Origin of the sequence: Rhizobium sp. 32-5/1, assembly GCF_029537235.1 — a bacterium.
GTDB lineage: Bacteria > Pseudomonadota > Alphaproteobacteria > Rhizobiales > Rhizobiaceae > Pararhizobium.
The window spans coordinates 491,695-508,272 of record NZ_CP120638.1 but is presented as its reverse complement, the minus strand read 5'-3'; the positions used below and the strand labels follow the sequence as shown (position 1 = coordinate 508,272).

The window sequence follows — 16,578 nt, the reverse complement described above, 5'->3', positions numbered from 1 at the left end:
GCATGAACCAAGAGGTCATGAATCTTTTCAATCCGCAGGTGCCTGCACAGACATTCGATTCCATCCGGATTTCGATTGCCTCGCCGGAGAAGATTCTCTCCTGGTCTTACGGTGAAATCAAAAAGCCGGAGACGATCAACTACCGCACCTTCAAGCCGGAGCGTGACGGTCTTTTCTGCGCGCGCATCTTTGGCCCGATCAAGGACTATGAGTGCCTGTGCGGCAAGTACAAGCGCATGAAGTACAAGGGCATCATCTGCGAAAAGTGCGGCGTCGAAGTAACGCTGTCGCGCGTTCGCCGTGAGCGCATGGGCCATATCGAGCTCGCAGCTCCCGTTGCCCATATCTGGTTCCTGAAGTCGCTGCCATCGCGCATTTCGACGCTGCTCGACATGACGCTGAAGGATGTCGAGCGCGTTCTGTACTTCGAAAACTACATCGTCACCGAGCCGGGCCTGACTTCCCTGAAGGAAAATCAGCTGCTCTCGGAAGAAGAGTACATGATCGCCGTCGACGAGTTCGGCGAAGACCAGTTCACCGCGATGATCGGTGCTGAAGCGATCTATGAAATGCTCGCCTCGATGAACCTCGAGAAGATCGCTGGCGACCTGCGCTCGGAAATGGCTGACACCACGTCCGAGCTGAAGCAGAAGAAGCTGATGAAGCGCCTGAAGATCGTCGAGAACTTCATGGAATCCGGCAACCGCCCGGAATGGATGATCATGAAGGTCGTTCCAGTCATCCCGCCGGACCTGCGCCCGCTGGTTCCGCTGGATGGTGGCCGTTTCGCGACGTCCGACCTCAACGACCTCTATCGCCGCGTCATCAACCGCAACAACCGCCTGAAGCGCCTGATCGAGCTTCGTGCGCCCGGCATCATCATCCGCAACGAAAAGCGCATGCTGCAGGAATCTGTGGACGCGCTGTTCGACAACGGCCGCCGTGGCCGCGTCATCACCGGCGCCAACAAGCGTCCGCTGAAGTCGCTGTCCGACATGCTCAAGGGCAAGCAGGGCCGCTTCCGTCAGAACCTTCTCGGCAAGCGCGTCGACTATTCCGGCCGCTCCGTCATCGTGACCGGTCCGGAACTGAAGCTTCACCAGTGCGGTCTGCCGAAGAAGATGGCGCTCGAACTGTTCAAGCCGTTCATCTATGCCCGCCTCGACGCCAAGGGTTATTCCTCGACCGTCAAGCAGGCCAAGAAGCTGGTTGAAAAGGAAAAGCCGGAAGTCTGGGATATCCTCGACGAGGTCATCCGCGAGCATCCGGTGCTTCTGAACCGCGCGCCGACGCTTCACCGCCTGGGTATCCAGGCCTTCGAACCGACGCTGGTCGAAGGCAAGGCGATCCAGCTGCACCCGCTCGTCTGCACGGCCTTCAACGCCGACTTCGACGGCGACCAGATGGCCGTTCACGTGCCGCTGTCGCTCGAAGCCCAGCTTGAAGCCCGCGTTCTGATGATGTCGACGAACAACATCCTGCATCCGGCCAACGGTGCACCGATCATCGTTCCGTCGCAGGACATGGTTCTCGGCCTCTACTATCTGTCGATCATGAACCAGAACGAGCCGGGCGAAGGCATGGCCTTCTCCGATCTCGGCGAACTGCATCACGCACTTGAAACCAAGTCCGTGACGCTGCACGCCAAGATCCGTGGCCGCTTTAAGACTGTCGATGAAGAAGGCAAGCCCGTTTCGAAGATCTTCGAAACGACGCCTGGCCGTATGCTTATCGGCGAACTTCTGCCGAAGAACGTCAATGTGCCGTTCGACGTCTGCAACCAGGAACTGACCAAGAAGAACATCTCCAAGATGATCGACACGGTCTACCGCCACTGCGGCCAGAAGGACACGGTCATTTTCTGCGACCGCATCATGCAGCTCGGCTTTGCCCATGCCTGCCGCGCGGGCATTTCGTTCGGTAAGGACGACATGGTCATTCCGGAAACCAAGGCCAAGATCGTCGGTGACACCGAAAGCCTGGTGAAGGAATACGAACAGCAGTACAATGACGGTCTCATCACCCAGGGCGAAAAGTACAACAAGGTTGTCGACGCCTGGGGTAAAGCGACGGACAAGGTTGCCGAAGACATGATGGCCCGCATTAAGGCTGTCGAGTTCGACGAGAACGGTCGCCAGAAGCCGATGAACGCCATTTACATGATGTCGCACTCCGGCGCCCGTGGTTCTCCGAACCAGATGCGTCAGCTGGGCGGCATGCGCGGCCTGATGGCCAAGCCGTCGGGTGAAATCATCGAGACGCCGATCATCTCGAACTTCAAGGAAGGTCTGACCGTTAACGAGTACTTCAACTCGACGCACGGTGCCCGTAAGGGTCTTGCAGACACGGCCTTGAAGACAGCGAACTCCGGTTACCTGACACGCCGTCTCGTTGACGTCGCGCAGGATTGCATCGTCAACTCGGTCGATTGCGGTACCGAAACCGGCCTCACCATGACTGCCATCGTCGATGCCGGTCAGGTCGTTGCCTCTATCGGCGCCCGTGTTCTGGGTCGTACCGCCCTCGACAACATCGATCATCCGGTCACGGGTGAGCGCATCGTTGACGCGGGCCGCATGATCCTCGAAGCCGATGTCGTCGAAATCGAGAAGGCCGGCATACAGTCGATCCGGATCCGTTCGGCGCTGACCTGCGAAATCCAGACCGGCGTCTGCGGCGTCTGCTATGGACGCGACCTTGCACGCGGAACACCCGTCAACATGGGTGAGGCTGTCGGCGTTATCGCTGCGCAGTCGATCGGCGAGCCGGGCACGCAGCTCACCATGCGTACGTTCCACCTTGGTGGTACGGCAAACGTGGTCGACCAGTCGTTCCTGGAAGCGTCCTATGAAGGCACGATCCAGATCAAGAACCGCAACATGCTGCGCAACTCCGAGGGCATTCTCATTGCCATGGGCCGCAACATGGCGATCCAGATCCTGGACGAGCGCGGCGTGGAACGGTCCTCGCAGCGTGTCGCCTATGGTTCGAAGATCTTCGTCGATGACGGTGACAAGGTTCGCCGCGGTCAGCGTTTCGCCGAGTGGGATCCCTACACGCGTCCGATGATGACGGAAGTCGAAGGTACCGTTCATTTCGAAGATATCGTCGATGGTATCTCCGTTCTGGAAGCGACCGACGAAGCAACCGGCATCACCAAGCGTCAGGTCATCGACTGGCGTTCGACGCCGCGCGGTATCGACCTGAAGCCGGCGATCGTCATCAAGGACAAGAATGGCGCCGTTGCCAAGCTGTCGCGTGGCGGCGATGCCCGCTTCCTGCTCTCGGTCGACGCCATCCTGTCGGTTGAGCCGGGCACCAAGGTCTCCCAGGGTGACGTGCTTGCACGTTCGCCGCTGGAAAGCGCCAAGACGAAGGACATCACCGGCGGTCTGCCGCGCGTTGCCGAACTCTTCGAAGCGCGCCGTCCGAAGGATCACGCGATCATCGCCGAAATCGATGGTACGATCCGGTTTGGCCGCGACTACAAGAACAAGCGTCGCGTGCTGATTGAGCCGGCGGAAGACGGTGTAGAGCCGGTCGAATACCTGATCCCGAAGGGCAAGCCCTTCCATCTTCAGGATGGCGACTATATCGAAAAGGGTGACTACATCCTCGACGGTAACCCGGCACCGCACGACATCCTGGCGATCAAGGGCGTGGAGGCACTTGCTTCCTACCTCGTGAACGAGATCCAGGAAGTCTACCGCCTGCAGGGCGTTGTCATCAACGACAAGCACATCGAGGTGATCGTTCGCCAGATGCTGCAGAAGGTTGAAATCACCGACGCCGGTGACTCGACCTATATCGTCGGCGACAGCGTGGACCGCATCGAACTCGATGACGTCAACGACCAGCTGATCGAACAGGGCAAGAAGCCGGCTTACGGCGATCCCGTCCTGCTCGGCATCACCAAGGCATCGCTGCAGACACCGTCGTTCATCTCGGCCGCATCCTTCCAGGAAACCACCAAGGTTCTCACGGAAGCTGCAATCGCCGGCAAGACCGATGGCCTGCAGGGCCTGAAGGAAAACGTCATCGTCGGCCGTCTCATCCCGGCCGGTACCGGCGGCACCATGACCCAGATCCGTCGCATCGCGACGGCGCGCGACGAGATGATCCTCGAAGAGCGCCGCAAGGGCACGGGCGCCGACGTTGCAACACCGATGCTGACCGACATGGCATCCGAAGGTGCTGCAGCCGAGTAAGGCTTGAAAAGGCGAGGGCGGTCCTGCCGTCCTCCGAACTACAATCGAAAAAGCCGCTCGGAGCGATCCGGGCGGCTTTTTCATTATCTGCGTCTTCAGCGGAAAATCTGTTGGCTGATCGGGATATCACCCGAAGCGGATAATCGCGACTTCGCCGGTGAGCGCGCCCTTGTAGGCGGAGGCATGGGGTTCTTCGTCCGGGACATCTTCGAGCGTGCCGATCTGGTCGAGGTCTGCTTCCAGAAAACCTTCCTCGGCAAGCGCATTCAGCGCCTCGCGCACAGCGGTATCGTCGTCTGGCGCGCGCAGCATCACGTGAATGTCGACGCCTTCCTTGTCTCCGTCCTGCTCATAGGCCTTGCCGATGATGATGAAGACCATCGGGCCGTCAAGTGAGTTGTCGTTGTCGGGAGTGGCAGGCATGGGAGAGATCCTCTTTCGAAATTTTCACAGTCGGACGTTACAGTGATTTCCACCGCGGATCGCCTGAAAAATGCACCGCAGCAGAATCGTTTTGCACATGCACCCGATTCTTCTCTTTGCCATCGAAACGAATTTGATTTATGATTCTTTAACGACAAAGCTCTGCTGTCCGATTCCGGTCAGAGTTGCGGTTTTAGTTGGCGCGCGACGCTGTCAAAAGCCTTGTTTTGCAGGGATGTCAGCCCTGTCAGGCCAAGATTATTTATGAATCGCCCTTGACGACACTCCCTTAAATCAGTACACCCCGCCGCATCGGAGCCTATGTGAGGCCGGTAGTTCGGAACGACACGTTCTGGAGTTCGCCTCAAACAAGGTTCCAAAACGCACGCTGACGACCAAAATGCTGAACGCACGACGCTTTATAGTGTCCTCTGCTTTTTTGCGGGCCATCTGCCGAAAGGCGGATCGGTCCTCGTTTTGCGCATTTATCAAGCGTTCGAAATCGCCGGAGACGGCACCGATCCGCCCGCAAGGGTAATGAGACAGAATTTGTAAGGGATGGTTATATGCCTACCGTAAACCAGCTGATCCGCAAGCCGCGTCAGGCACAGGTAAAGCGCAATAAGGTTCCTGCTTTGCAGGAAAATCCGCAGAAGCGTGGCGTTTGTACCCGCGTTTACACAACGACCCCGAAGAAGCCGAACTCGGCTCTGCGTAAGGTCGCCAAGATCTGCTTGACCAACGGCTTCGAAGTCATCGGCTACATTCCGGGTGAAGGCCACAACCTTCAGGAACACTCCGTGGTGATGATCCGCGGCGGCCGCGTCAAGGACTTGCCGGGCGTTCGATACCACATCATTCGTGGTGTTCTCGATACCCAGGGTGTCAAGAACCGCAAGCAGCGCCGCTCCAAGTATGGTGCGAAGCGTCCGAAGTAATTCGGTTTTCCGATCAGGCGCTGCGCGAGGTTCTCCGCGTGTTAAGGCGCCAACTAACAATTGAGAGACAAAACGTATGTCACGTCGTCATAGTGCAGAAAAGCGCGAGATCAATCCGGACCCGAAGTTCGGCGATCTGGTCGTCACCAAGTTCATGAATGCCATCATGCTTCATGGAAAGAAGTCGGTTGCTGAAAACATCGTCTACGGTGCTTTCGATGCGGTCCAGGCAAAGCTGAAGCAGGAACCGGTCACCGTGTTCCATTCGGCCCTCGACAACATCGCGCCGCATGTCGAAGTGCGTTCGCGCCGCGTTGGTGGTGCTACCTATCAGGTTCCAGTCGATGTTCGTCCGGAGCGCCGTCAGGCTCTCGCCATCCGCTGGCTGATCACGGCTGCCCGCAAGCGCAACGAAACCACCATGATCGATCGCCTCTGCGGCGAACTCATGGATGCTGCGAACAATCGTGGCAGCGCCGTGAAGAAGCGCGAAGACACGCACAAGATGGCTGACGCCAACCGTGCATTCTCGCACTATCGCTGGTAACCGAAACTAGACGTCTCGAAAGGAGTCCATCATGGCTCGCGAATACAAAATCGAAGACTACCGCAATTTCGGTATCATGGCGCACATCGACGCCGGCAAGACCACGACCACAGAGCGGATTCTCTACTACACCGGCAAGTCCCACAAGATCGGCGAAGTCCATGACGGCGCCGCGACGATGGACTGGATGGAGCAGGAGCAGGAACGCGGAATCACCATCACGTCTGCTGCGACCACCACCTACTGGAAGGGTCGCGACGGCAAGATGCGTCGCTTCAACATCATCGATACCCCCGGCCACGTCGACTTCACGATTGAAGTCGAGCGTTCGCTGCGCGTTCTCGATGGTGCGATCGCTCTGCTCGACGCCAATGCCGGTGTTGAGCCGCAGACGGAAACCGTCTGGCGCCAGGCCGAGAAGTATAATGTTCCGCGCATGATCTTCTGTAACAAGATGGACAAGACCGGCGCTGATTTTTATCGCTCGGTGTCGATGATCAAGTCGCGTCTCGGTGCGATCCCGGTCGTCATGCAGCTGCCGATCGGCGCTGAAACCGAATTCAAGGGCGTTATCGATCTGATCGAGATGAACGCTCTCGTCTGGCGCGACGAACAGCTCGGCGCCCAGTGGGACGTCGTCGAAATCCCTGACGATATGAAGGAAAAGGCCGCGGAATACCGCGAACTCCTGATCGAGACTGTTGTCGATATCGACGAAACAGCCATGGAAAACTATCTGAACGGCATCATGCCGGACAATGATCAGATCCGTGCACTGGTTCGCCGCGGCACCATCGACGTGAAGTTCCACCCGATGTTCTGCGGTACGGCCTTCAAGAACAAGGGCGTTCAGCCTCTGCTCGACGCCGTCTGCGATTACCTGCCGTCGCCGCTCGACATCCCGTCGATCAAGGGCATCGACGTCAAGACCGAAGCCGAAATCGAGCGTCATCCGTCCGATGACGAGCCGCTTTCGATGCTCGCCTTCAAGATCATGAACGACCCCTTCGTCGGTTCGCTGACCTTCGCCCGCATCTACTCCGGCAAGCTCGAAAAGGGCACGTCGGTCATGAACACGGTCAAGGAAAAGCGCGAGCGCGTCGGCCGCATGCTGCAGATGCATTCCAATTCCCGTGAAGACATCGAAGAAGCCTTCGCCGGCGACATCGTTGCGCTCGCAGGCCTCAAGGAAACCACCACAGGCGACACGCTCTGCGATCCGCTGAAGCAGGTTATCCTCGAGCGTATGGAATTCCCTGAGCCGGTCATTCAGATCGCCATCGAGCCTAAGACCAAGGGCGACCAGGAAAAGATGGGCCTCGCGCTCAACCGCCTGGCTGCTGAAGATCCGTCGTTCCGCGTCAAGACGGACGAAGAATCCGGCCAGACGATCATTGCCGGCATGGGCGAACTGCATCTCGACATTCTCGTGGACCGCATGCGTCGCGAGTTCAAGGTCGAAGCCACCGTCGGTGCGCCGCAGGTTGCCTACCGTGAATCGATCACGCGCAAGCACGAAGAAGACTACACGCACAAGAAGCAGTCCGGTGGTACCGGCCAGTTCGCGCGCGTCAAGATCATCTTCGAACCGAATCCCGATGGCGACGACTTCAAGTTCGAGTCGAAGATCGTTGGCGGTTCCGTACCGAAGGAATACATCCCCGGCGTCCAGAAGGGCATCGAAAGTGTTCTGTCTTCGGGTCCGCTCGCTGGCTTCCCGATGCTGGGCGTCAAGGCGACTCTCATCGACGGTGCCTACCATGATGTTGACTCCTCGGTTCTCGCCTTCGAAATCGCGTCCCGCGCCTGCTTCCGTGAAGCAGCCAAGAAGGCTGGTGCACAGCTGCTTGAGCCGATGATGAAGGTCGAAGTCGTGACGCCGGAAGATTACGTCGGTGACGTGATCGGCGATCTGAACTCGCGTCGCGGTCAAATCCAGGGTCAGGAATCGCGCGGTATCGCCGTTGTCATCAATGCCAACGTTCCGCTCGCCAACATGTTCAAGTACGTTGACAACCTTCGCTCGATGAGCCAGGGCCGTGCACAGTACACGATGACCTTCGATCACTACTCGCCGGTTCCTTCGAACGTGGCACAGGAAATCCAGGCAAAGTATTCCGGTCAGAAGTGATCGGAATACCTTCAGCCAGCTGACAGAAACATAGAATTACCCCTTGCGGGGTCAGAAAACGGAGAGCCGGAAATGGCAAAGAGCAAATTTGAGCGCAATAAGCCGCACGTCAACATTGGCACGATTGGCCACGTCGACCATGGCAAGACGTCGCTGACGGCAGCGATCACGAAGTATTTCGGCGAATACAAGGCGTATGACCAGATCGACGCTGCACCGGAAGAAAAGGCTCGTGGCATCACCATCTCGACGGCACACGTCGAGTATGAGACGGCTGCCCGTCACTATGCCCACGTCGACTGCCCCGGCCACGCCGACTACGTCAAGAACATGATCACCGGTGCTGCCCAGATGGACGGCGCGATCCTGGTCTGCTCGGCTGCCGACGGCCCGATGCCGCAGACCCGCGAGCACATCCTGCTTGCCCGTCAGGTTGGCGTTCCCGCGATCGTCGTGTTCCTCAACAAGGTCGACCAGGTCGATGACGCCGAACTTCTCGAGCTCGTCGAGCTGGAAGTGCGCGAACTCCTGTCGATGTACGACTTCCCGGGCGACGACATCCCGATCATCAAGGGTTCGGCTCTGGCCGCTCTTGAAGATTCGGACAAGAAGATCGGCGAAGACGCGATCCGCGAACTGATGGCCGCTGTCGATGCCTACATCCCGACGCCTGAGCGTCCGATCAACCTGCCGTTCCTGCTGCCGATCGAAGACGTGTTCTCGATCTCGGGCCGTGGTACGGTTGTGACCGGTCGCGTTGAGCGCGGCATCGTCAAGGTTGGTGAAGAAGTCGAGATCGTCGGCATCCGCGCCACCACGAAGACGACGGTTACCGGCGTTGAAATGTTCCGCAAGCTGCTCGACCAGGGCCAGGCCGGCGACAACATCGGCGCGCTGATCCGCGGCGTCACCCGTGACGGCGTCGAGCGTGGCCAGATCCTGTGCAAGCCGGGTTCGGTCAAGCCGCACAAGAAGTTCATGGCAGAAGCCTACATCCTGACGAAGGAAGAAGGCGGTCGTCATACGCCGTTCTTCACCAACTATCGTCCGCAGTTCTACTTCCGCACCACCGACGTGACCGGCATCGTATCGCTTCCGGAAGGCACGGAAATGGTCATGCCTGGCGATAACGTCACGGTTGCCGTCGAACTGATCGTTCCGATCGCCATGGAAGAAAAGCTGCGCTTCGCGATCCGCGAAGGCGGCCGCACTGTCGGCGCCGGCATCGTAGCCTCCATCGTCGAGTAATTTACTCGGTTGGAAACGGCGCTCCATAAGCGCCGTTTCCTCGATCATTTGTTGGTCGAAGCATGCGATTTGATCGTATGCCTCTCGAATTGGCGGAAGCGTGAAAAAACACGCTTCCGTAGGCGTTCGGACATTGTGCCGGACGTTATTTCCGTATATGTGGCGGGTCGAATTGCAGATTTAAGACAGAGAGCGATTTGCTCTTTGTGCTCTTTGAAGCATCAGCACCCGGAAACGAATGACGAAGTGCCTCGGTTGAGGCCTTCGCCCAAAAGAGAACAAGGACAAGTCGAATGAACGGCCAAAATATCCGCATCCGCCTCAAGGCGTTTGATCACCGGATTCTTGACGCTTCTACGCGGGAAATCGTTTCGACGGCCAAGCGCACCGGCGCTTCGGTCCGTGGTCCGGTGCCGCTTCCGACGCGGATTGAAAAGTTCACCGTCAACCGCTCGCCCCACGTAGACAAGAAGAGCCGCGAGCAGTTCGAGATGCGTACGCACAAGCGTCTGCTCGACATCGTGGACCCGACACCGCAGACCGTTGACGCGCTGATGAAGCTCGATCTTGCTGCCGGCGTTGATGTGGAAATCAAGCTTTAAAAACAAGGAAGGTACGTGGATCTCGGTCCAACGGCTTCCAAAAACGGGCGACCCTTCGATCGGATGATCCAGACTGGATCGGATGAGGAGAGGGAAACCTTAAACCAGAGATGCGGAGGGGTTCTCCCCGTCGCTAACTCTCAAGAGGAATGAACCATGCGTTCAGGTGTGATTGCACAGAAAGTGGGTATGACCCGCGTCTATAACGACGCCGGGGAGCATATCCCGGTAACAGTGTTGCGGATGGAAAACTGCCAGGTGGTAGCCCAGCGCACAGACGACAAGAATGGCTACACGGCCGTCCAGCTCGGTGCTGGTACGGCCAAGGTCAAGAATACGCCGAAGGCCATGCGTGGCCACTTCGCCGCTGCAAGCGTCGAGCCAAAGGCGAAGCTGGTTGAATTCCGCGTTTCCTCGGACAACCTGATCGACGTCGGTTCGGAAATCACCGCAAGCCACTTCATCGCCGGCCAGTTGGTCGACGTAACCGGTACTTCGGTTGGTAAGGGCTTCGCCGGTGCCATGAAGCGCCATAACTTCGGCGGTCTTCGTGCAACGCACGGCGTGTCCGTTTCGCACCGTTCGCATGGTTCGACCGGTTCGAACCAGGATCCGGGCCGTGTCTGGAAGGGCAAGCGCATGGCTGGCCACATGGGCCAGACCCGCATCACCACACAGAACCTCGAAGTCGTATCGACCGATGAAGATCGCGGTCTGATCCTCGTCAAGGGCGCCGTCCCCGGCTCCAAGGGTTCCTGGATTGTCGTTCGCGACGCCATCAAGTCGGGTATTCCGGAAAGCGCACCGCGCCCCGCAGCACTCCGCACTGCAGTCACCGAGGGAGCCGAATAATGGATCTCACCGTCACCACCCTTGAGGGTAAAGACGCTGGAAAGGTCTCCTTTCTGACGCAATTTTCGGCCTCGAGCCGCGTGCAGACATCATCGCACGCGTCGTTCGCTGGCAGCTCGCCAAGAAGCAGCAGGGTACGCACAAGTCCAAGACCCGTGCGGAAATCGCTCGCACCGGCGCCAAGATGTTCAAGCAGAAGGGTACGGGCCGCGCTCGTCACCATTCGGCTCGCGCTCCGCAGTTCCGCGGCGGCGGCAAGGCCCACGGCCCGGTTGTTCGCAGCCATGCCCACGACCTGCCGAAGAAGGTTCGCGCTCTTGGCCTGCGCCATGCGCTGTCGGCCAAGCTTCGTGCTGAAGAGCTGATCATCATCGACGATCTGGTCGCGACTGAAGCCAAGACGAAGGGGCTGACCGGCGCATTTGCGTCGATGGGCCTGACCAATGCTTTGTTCATCGGCGGCGCCGAGCTGGACAACAATTTCAAGCTCGCAGCCCAGAACATTCCGAATGTGGACGTTCTTCCGGTTCAGGGCATCAATGTTTACGACATCCTGCGTCGTGGCAAGCTCGTGCTTTCCAAGGCTGCGGTTGAAGCCCTCGAGGAGCGGTTCAAATGACGGATCTTCGCCACTATGATGTGATCGTATCACCATCGATCACCGAAAAGTCGACGGCGCTCTCGGAGCAGAACCAGATCGTCTTCAACGTCGCCAAGACGGCATCGAAGCCGGAAATCAAGGCTGCCATTGAAGCTCTGTTCGGGGTCAAGGTTTTGGCCGTGAACACGCTGGTTCGCAAGGGCAAGACCAAGCGCTTCCGCGGTTTTGTCGGCAAGCAGAAGGATGTCAAGAAGGCGGTCGTCACACTTGCTGACGGTCAGTCGATCGACGTCTCCACCGGCCTCTAAAGGTTAGACCCAGCGCGGTTACAAACCCCGGGTACAGACCCAAAAGGGAACAAGAAAATGGCATTGAAAAGTTTCAATCCGACGACACCAAGCCAGCGTCAGCTGGTCATCGTCGACCGGTCCGGCCTGCACAAGGGCAAGCCGGTCAAGTCGCTGACGGAAGGTCTCTCGTCGAAGGGTGGTCGCAACAACCTCGGTCGCATCACGGTGCGTTTCCAGGGTGGCGGTCACAAGCGGACCTACCGTCTGGTCGACTTCAAGCGTCGCAAGTTCGACATTGAAGGCACCGTCCAGCGCCTCGAATACGACCCGAACCGTACAGCCTTCATTGCGCTGATCACCTACGCGGACGGCGAACAGGCCTACATCATCGCTCCGCAGCGTCTCGCTGCCGGCGACAAGGTCATCGCTTCCGAGAAGGCTGTCGACGTCAAGCCGGGCAACACCATGCCGCTGCAGTACATGCCGGTTGGTTCGATCGTTCACAACGTCGAGATGAAGCCGGGCAAGGGTGGCCAGATCGCCCGTTCGGCAGGCGCCTATGTGCAGCTGGTCGGTCGTGACCAGGGCATGGCAATCCTTCGCCTCAACTCCGGCGAACAGCGCCTCGTGCACGGCTCCTGCCTTGCAACGATCGGTGCTGTATCGAACCCCGATCACGGCAACATCAACGACGGCAAGGCTGGTCGTTCGCGTTGGCGCGGCAAGATGCCTCACGTTCGCGGCGTCGTCATGAACCCTGTTGACCATCCGCACGGCGGTGGTGAAGGCCGCACCTCGGGTGGCCGTCATCCGGTATCGCCTTGGGGCAAGCCCACCAAGGGCAAGCGCACGCGCTCGAACAAGTCGACAGACAAGTTCATCATGCGCTCGCGTCATCAGCGTAAGAAGTAAGAGAGGAAGTCTCCAATGGCTCGTTCAGTATGGAAAGGTCCGTTTGTTGACGGCTATCTTCTCAAGAAGGCTGAGAAGGTTCGTGAAGGCGGTCGTAACGAAGTGATCAAGATGTGGAGCCGTCGCTCCACCATCCTGCCGCAGTTCGTCGGTCTCACGTTCGGCGTCTACAACGGCAGCAAGCATATCCCGGTCTCCGTCAACGAAGACATGGTTGGTCACAAGTTCGGCGAATTCTCGCCGACCCGGACCTACTACGGTCACGGTGCGGACAAGAAGGCAAAGAGGAAGTAATCATGGGCAAGGCAAAAGCCGAACGCCGGCTGAAGGATAATGAAGCGCAGGCCATCGCGCGCACGATCCGTGTCAGCCCCCAGAAGCTCAACCTGGTCGCTGCGATGATCCGCGGCAAGAAGGTTGAACGCGCTCTGGCCGAACTGGAATTCTCGCGCAAGCGCATCTCGGACACGGTCAAGAAGACCCTCCAGTCCGCGATTGCAAACGCCGAGAACAACCACGATCTCGACGTCGACAGCTTGATCGTCGCCGAGGCATATGTTGGCAAGTCGATCACCATGAAGCGTTTCCACGCCCGTGGCCGCGGTCGCGCATCGCGCATCGAAAAGCCGTTCTCGCACTTGACGATCGTTGTTCGTGAAGTCGAAGCCAAAGGGGAGGCCGCATAATGGGTCAGAAGATCAATCCAATCGGTTTCCGCCTCGGCATCAACCGTACCTGGGATAGCCGCTGGTTCGCGGACAATGCCGAATACGGTCAGCTGCTTCACGAAGACCTGAAGATCCGCGCTTTCATCATGGAAGAGCTGAAGCAGGCGGGTATCGCCAAGGTGGTCATCGAGCGTCCGCACAAGAAGTGCCGCGTCACGATCCACTCGGCTCGCCCGGGTCTCATCATCGGCAAGAAGGGCGCAGACATCGAAAAGCTGCGCAAGAAGATCGCCGAGATGACGAAGTCGGAAACGCACCTCAACATCGTTGAAGTGCGCAAGCCGGAGCTTGACTCGACGCTCGTTGCCCAGGGCATTGCCCAGCAGCTCGAACGCCGCGTTGCTTTCCGTCGTGCGATGAAGCGTGCTGTTCAGTCGGCCATGCGTCTGGGCGCAGAAGGCATCAAGATCACCTGCGGCGGCCGTCTCGGCGGCGCTGAAATCGCTCGTACGGAATGGTATCGCGAAGGTCGCGTGCCGTTGCATACGTTGCGCGCCGACATCGACTACGGTGTTGCCGAAGCCAAGACTGCTTTCGGCATCTGCGGTATCAAGGTCTGGATCTTCAAGGGCGAAATCCTTGAGCACGATCCGATGGCCTCCGAGCGCCGCGCATCCGAAAACGATGCACAGGGTGCTGCTTCCAACAACCGCCGTCGCGAAAACGCTTAAACAGCGCACCTGGCAGCCGATATCGGAGAATTAAAAAATGTTGCAGCCAAAGCGTACTAAATACCGCAAGCAGTTCAAGGGACGCATCAAGGGCGTCGCCAAGGGCGGTTCCGACCTCGCATTCGGCGAGTTCGGCCTGAAGTCTCAGGAACCGAACCGCGTCAATGCGCGCGAGATCGAAGCGGCCCGCCGCGCGATCACGCGTCACATGAAGCGTGCAGGTCGCGTGTGGATCCGTGTATTCCCAGACGTCCCGGTCACGGCTAAGCCGACCGAAGTGCGTATGGGTAAAGGTAAGGGTTCGGTCGAATATTGGGCTTGCAAGGTCAAGCCAGGCCGAATGATGTTCGAAATCGACGGCGTCAGCGAAGAACTCGCCCGTGAGGCTCTTCGCCTTGGTGCTGCGAAACTCTCTGTCAAGACGCGCTTCGTTCAGCGCATTGCAGAGTAAGGAGTAAAGCCCATGAAAGCCACCGACGTTCGCGCGCTTAGCGCCGATCAGCTCAACGAACAGCTTGCCAACCTGAAGAAGGAGCAGTTCAACCTGCGCTTCCAGAAGGCCACCGGTCAGCTCGAAAAGTCGTCGCGCATCAATGAAGTCCGCAAGGACATTGCGCGCGTCAAAACCATTGCCCGCCAGAAGGCGGCAGAAGCCAAGGCTTAAGGAACTAAGAATATGCCAAAACGCATTCTGCAGGGCACCGTCGTCAGCGACAAGAACGACAAGACCGTTGTGGTTCTCGTCGAGCGCCGCTTTGCGCACCCGATCTTCCAGAAGACCGTTCGCCGGTCCAAGAAGTACAAGGCGCATGACGAAAACAATCAGTACAAGGTCGGCGACGCCGTTTCCATTCAGGAATGCGCCCCGATCTCCAAGGACAAGACCTGGACGGTCGTTTCCGCCCAGGCTTAATTTTACAGGAGATCCGCGTCTGGCCCTTGCGCCAGGCGCGAAAATCTGTATGAAGCAGCACAAGAACGCTCGCACTTCGGGCGTTCTTTTGCTTTAGCGCACGGAAGGTCCTGTTTTCAGGAAACCACCCTGGCACGATCGATCCCGCGCCAAGACAGAAATTTCAGAAGCTGGAACAGGGGCCCTCCATCTGAAGGAGTGGGCCCAACCGGTCCGGTCACAACAAGAAGGCGACCTGACATGATTCAGATGCAAACAAACCTCGACGTGGCGGATAATTCCGGCGCACGTCGTGTCATGTGCATCAAGGTGCTGGGCGGCTCCAAGCGCAAGTACGCTTCGGTCGGCGACATTATTGTCGTTTCGATCAAGGAAGCGATCCCGCGGGGCCGCGTCAAGAAGGGTGACGTGATGAAGGCGGTTGTCGTGCGCACCGCAAAAGACATCCGTCGTCCGGACGGCAGCGTCATCCGTTTCGATAACAACGCAGCCGTTCTTATCGACAACAAGAAAGAGCCGATCGGCACCCGTATCTTCGGACCGGTTCCGCGCGAACTTCGCGCCAAGAACCACATGAAGATCATCTCGCTGGCTCCAGAAGTGCTGTAAGGAGCTATAGAGATGCAAAAGATTCGCAAGGGCGACAAGGTCGTCGTACTTACCGGCAAGGACAAGGGTCGTTCCGGTGAAGTCATTCAAGTGATGCCAAAGGAAGACCGTGCCGTTGTGCGTGGCGTAAACATGGTGAAGCGTCACCAGCGCCAGACCCAGGCACAGGAAGCCGGCATCATCAACAAGGAAGCCTCCATTCACCTGTCCAACCTCGCGGTTGCAGACAAGGACGGTAAGCCGACCCGCGTCGGTTTTAAGGTTCTTGAGGACGGCAAGAAGGTCCGCGTGGCCAAGCGTTCGGGAGAAGTGATCGATGGCTGACACCAAGAAGTATGAACCCCGTCTGAAGACGGCTTATGTCGAGCGTATCTCGAAGGCGATGCAGGAGAAGTTCTCCTATTCCAACGTCATGCAGATCCCGCGCCTCGACAAGATCGTCATCAACATGGGTGTTGGCGAATCGACCGCCGATTCCAAGAAGCCTACGGTCGCAGCTGCCGACCTCGCGATGATTGCTGGCCAGAAGCCGGTCATCACCCGCGCACGCACTTCGATCGCCGGCTTCAAGCTGCGCGAAGACATGCCAATCGGCGCCAAGGTTACCCTGCGCGGCGCTCGTATGTATGAATTCCTGGACCGCCTGATCAACATCGCGCTTCCGCGCGTTCGCGACTTCCGCGGCCTGAATCCGAAAAGCTTTGACGGCCGTGGCAACTTCGCCATGGGCATCAAGGAGCACATTGTGTTCCCGGAGATCAACTACGACAAGGTTGATCAGATGTGGGGCATGGACATCATCGTTTGCACGACGGCATCCAACGACGACGAAGCTCGCGCTCTGCTGACAGAGTTCAACTTCCCGTTCCGCCAGTAAGCCGTAACGACAAGCAGAAGGATAAAGT

Annotated in this window: 19 protein-coding genes and 1 pseudogene; 19 read left to right on the top strand and 1 reads right to left on the bottom strand. The window is 58.3% G+C overall.

All coding sequences use genetic code 11. The features are described 5' to 3' along the window. Positions 1-2 precede the first annotated feature (2 nt). The gene (rpoC, locus tag P6U16_RS02645) at positions 3-4,208 is read left to right on the top strand and encodes a DNA-directed RNA polymerase subunit beta' (RefSeq protein WP_277702512.1); all 4,206 of its coding nucleotides are present in this window, start codon (positions 3-5) and stop codon (positions 4,206-4,208) included. Positions 4,209-4,334: 126 nt separating this feature from the next. Here the strand turns inward: rpoC and P6U16_RS02640 are convergent, their stop codons facing one another. After that, entirely contained in the window at positions 4,335-4,631 is a 297-nt protein-coding gene (locus P6U16_RS02640) for a transcriptional regulator (protein WP_277702511.1), read from the bottom strand. A 566-nt stretch (positions 4,632-5,197) separates the two neighbouring features. Between P6U16_RS02640 and rpsL the strand changes: the two genes are divergently transcribed. From rpsL to rplE, 18 genes and pseudogenes are all read left to right on the top strand, one after another. Then, on the top strand, positions 5,198-5,569 hold the full coding sequence (gene rpsL / locus P6U16_RS02635; protein WP_277702510.1) for a 30S ribosomal protein S12: 372 nt from the start codon (positions 5,198-5,200) through the stop codon (positions 5,567-5,569). Positions 5,570-5,645: 76 nt separating this feature from the next. After that, the gene (gene rpsG / locus P6U16_RS02630) at positions 5,646-6,116 is read left to right on the top strand and encodes a 30S ribosomal protein S7 (protein WP_158476803.1); all 471 of its coding nucleotides are present in this window, start codon (positions 5,646-5,648) and stop codon (positions 6,114-6,116) included. A 31-nt stretch (positions 6,117-6,147) separates the two neighbouring features. Continuing rightward, positions 6,148-8,247: an elongation factor G gene (gene fusA / locus P6U16_RS02625; RefSeq protein WP_277702509.1), complete on the top strand. Its 2,100-nt coding sequence runs from the start codon at positions 6,148-6,150 to the stop codon at positions 8,245-8,247. Positions 8,248-8,319: 72 nt separating this feature from the next. Then, the gene (gene tuf / locus P6U16_RS02620; protein WP_277702508.1) at positions 8,320-9,495 is read left to right on the top strand and encodes an elongation factor Tu; all 1,176 of its coding nucleotides are present in this window, start codon (positions 8,320-8,322) and stop codon (positions 9,493-9,495) included. Positions 9,496-9,788: 293 nt separating this feature from the next. Further along, on the top strand, positions 9,789-10,097 hold the full coding sequence (rpsJ, locus tag P6U16_RS02615; RefSeq protein ID WP_003507767.1) for a 30S ribosomal protein S10: 309 nt from the start codon (positions 9,789-9,791) through the stop codon (positions 10,095-10,097). Between the two features lie 156 nt (positions 10,098-10,253). Further along, a complete protein-coding gene (rplC, locus tag P6U16_RS02610; protein ID WP_277702507.1) occupies positions 10,254-10,949 on the top strand; it encodes a 50S ribosomal protein L3 in 696 nt (231 codons plus the stop codon). Then, a pseudogene (rplD, locus tag P6U16_RS02605) lies at positions 10,949-11,568 on the top strand (50S ribosomal protein L4). Before rplC ends, rplD begins: the two are co-directional and overlap by 1 nt. Beyond that, positions 11,565-11,858, top strand: a complete 294-nt coding sequence (locus P6U16_RS02600) for a 50S ribosomal protein L23 (RefSeq protein WP_277702506.1) — start codon at positions 11,565-11,567, stop codon at positions 11,856-11,858. The pseudogene rplD and the gene P6U16_RS02600 overlap by 4 nt, the downstream one beginning before the upstream one ends. 57 nt (positions 11,859-11,915) lie before the next feature. After that, the gene (gene rplB, locus P6U16_RS02595; RefSeq protein ID WP_277702505.1) at positions 11,916-12,752 is read left to right on the top strand and encodes a 50S ribosomal protein L2; all 837 of its coding nucleotides are present in this window, start codon (positions 11,916-11,918) and stop codon (positions 12,750-12,752) included. A gap of 15 nt (positions 12,753-12,767) precedes the next feature. Continuing rightward, positions 12,768-13,046, top strand: coding sequence for a 30S ribosomal protein S19 (gene rpsS / locus P6U16_RS02590; protein ID WP_071832769.1), 279 nt, complete (start codon positions 12,768-12,770; stop codon positions 13,044-13,046). A gap of 2 nt (positions 13,047-13,048) precedes the next feature. Next, positions 13,049-13,438, top strand: coding sequence for a 50S ribosomal protein L22 (rplV, locus tag P6U16_RS02585; RefSeq protein ID WP_071832770.1), 390 nt, complete (start codon positions 13,049-13,051; stop codon positions 13,436-13,438). Beyond that, on the top strand, positions 13,438-14,151 hold the full coding sequence (gene rpsC / locus P6U16_RS02580) for a 30S ribosomal protein S3 (RefSeq protein WP_071832771.1): 714 nt from the start codon (positions 13,438-13,440) through the stop codon (positions 14,149-14,151). The genes rplV and rpsC overlap by 1 nt, the downstream gene beginning before the upstream one ends. Positions 14,152-14,188: 37 nt before the next feature. Continuing rightward, the gene (gene rplP, locus P6U16_RS02575) at positions 14,189-14,602 is read left to right on the top strand and encodes a 50S ribosomal protein L16 (RefSeq protein WP_018239489.1); all 414 of its coding nucleotides are present in this window, start codon (positions 14,189-14,191) and stop codon (positions 14,600-14,602) included. Between the two features lie 12 nt (positions 14,603-14,614). Further along, positions 14,615-14,815 carry a 50S ribosomal protein L29 gene (rpmC, locus tag P6U16_RS02570; protein WP_158476866.1) on the top strand — a complete coding sequence of 67 codons (201 nt, stop codon included), beginning with the start codon at positions 14,615-14,617 and terminating at the stop codon, positions 14,813-14,815. Positions 14,816-14,827: 12 nt separating this feature from the next. Then, a complete protein-coding gene (rpsQ, locus tag P6U16_RS02565; RefSeq protein WP_158476865.1) occupies positions 14,828-15,064 on the top strand; it encodes a 30S ribosomal protein S17 in 237 nt (78 codons plus the stop codon). Positions 15,065-15,304: 240 nt separating this feature from the next. Further along, positions 15,305-15,673 (top strand): 50S ribosomal protein L14, encoded by a 369-nt coding sequence (rplN, locus tag P6U16_RS02560; RefSeq protein ID WP_018328276.1) that lies wholly within the window; start codon positions 15,305-15,307, stop codon positions 15,671-15,673. 12 nt (positions 15,674-15,685) lie between these two features. Beyond that, a complete protein-coding gene (rplX, locus tag P6U16_RS02555; RefSeq protein ID WP_277702504.1) occupies positions 15,686-15,997 on the top strand; it encodes a 50S ribosomal protein L24 in 312 nt (103 codons plus the stop codon). Continuing rightward, positions 15,990-16,550, top strand: coding sequence for a 50S ribosomal protein L5 (gene rplE / locus P6U16_RS02550; RefSeq protein WP_277702503.1), 561 nt, complete (start codon positions 15,990-15,992; stop codon positions 16,548-16,550). Before rplX ends, rplE begins: the two co-directional genes overlap by 8 nt. Positions 16,551-16,578: the final 28 nt, after the last annotated feature.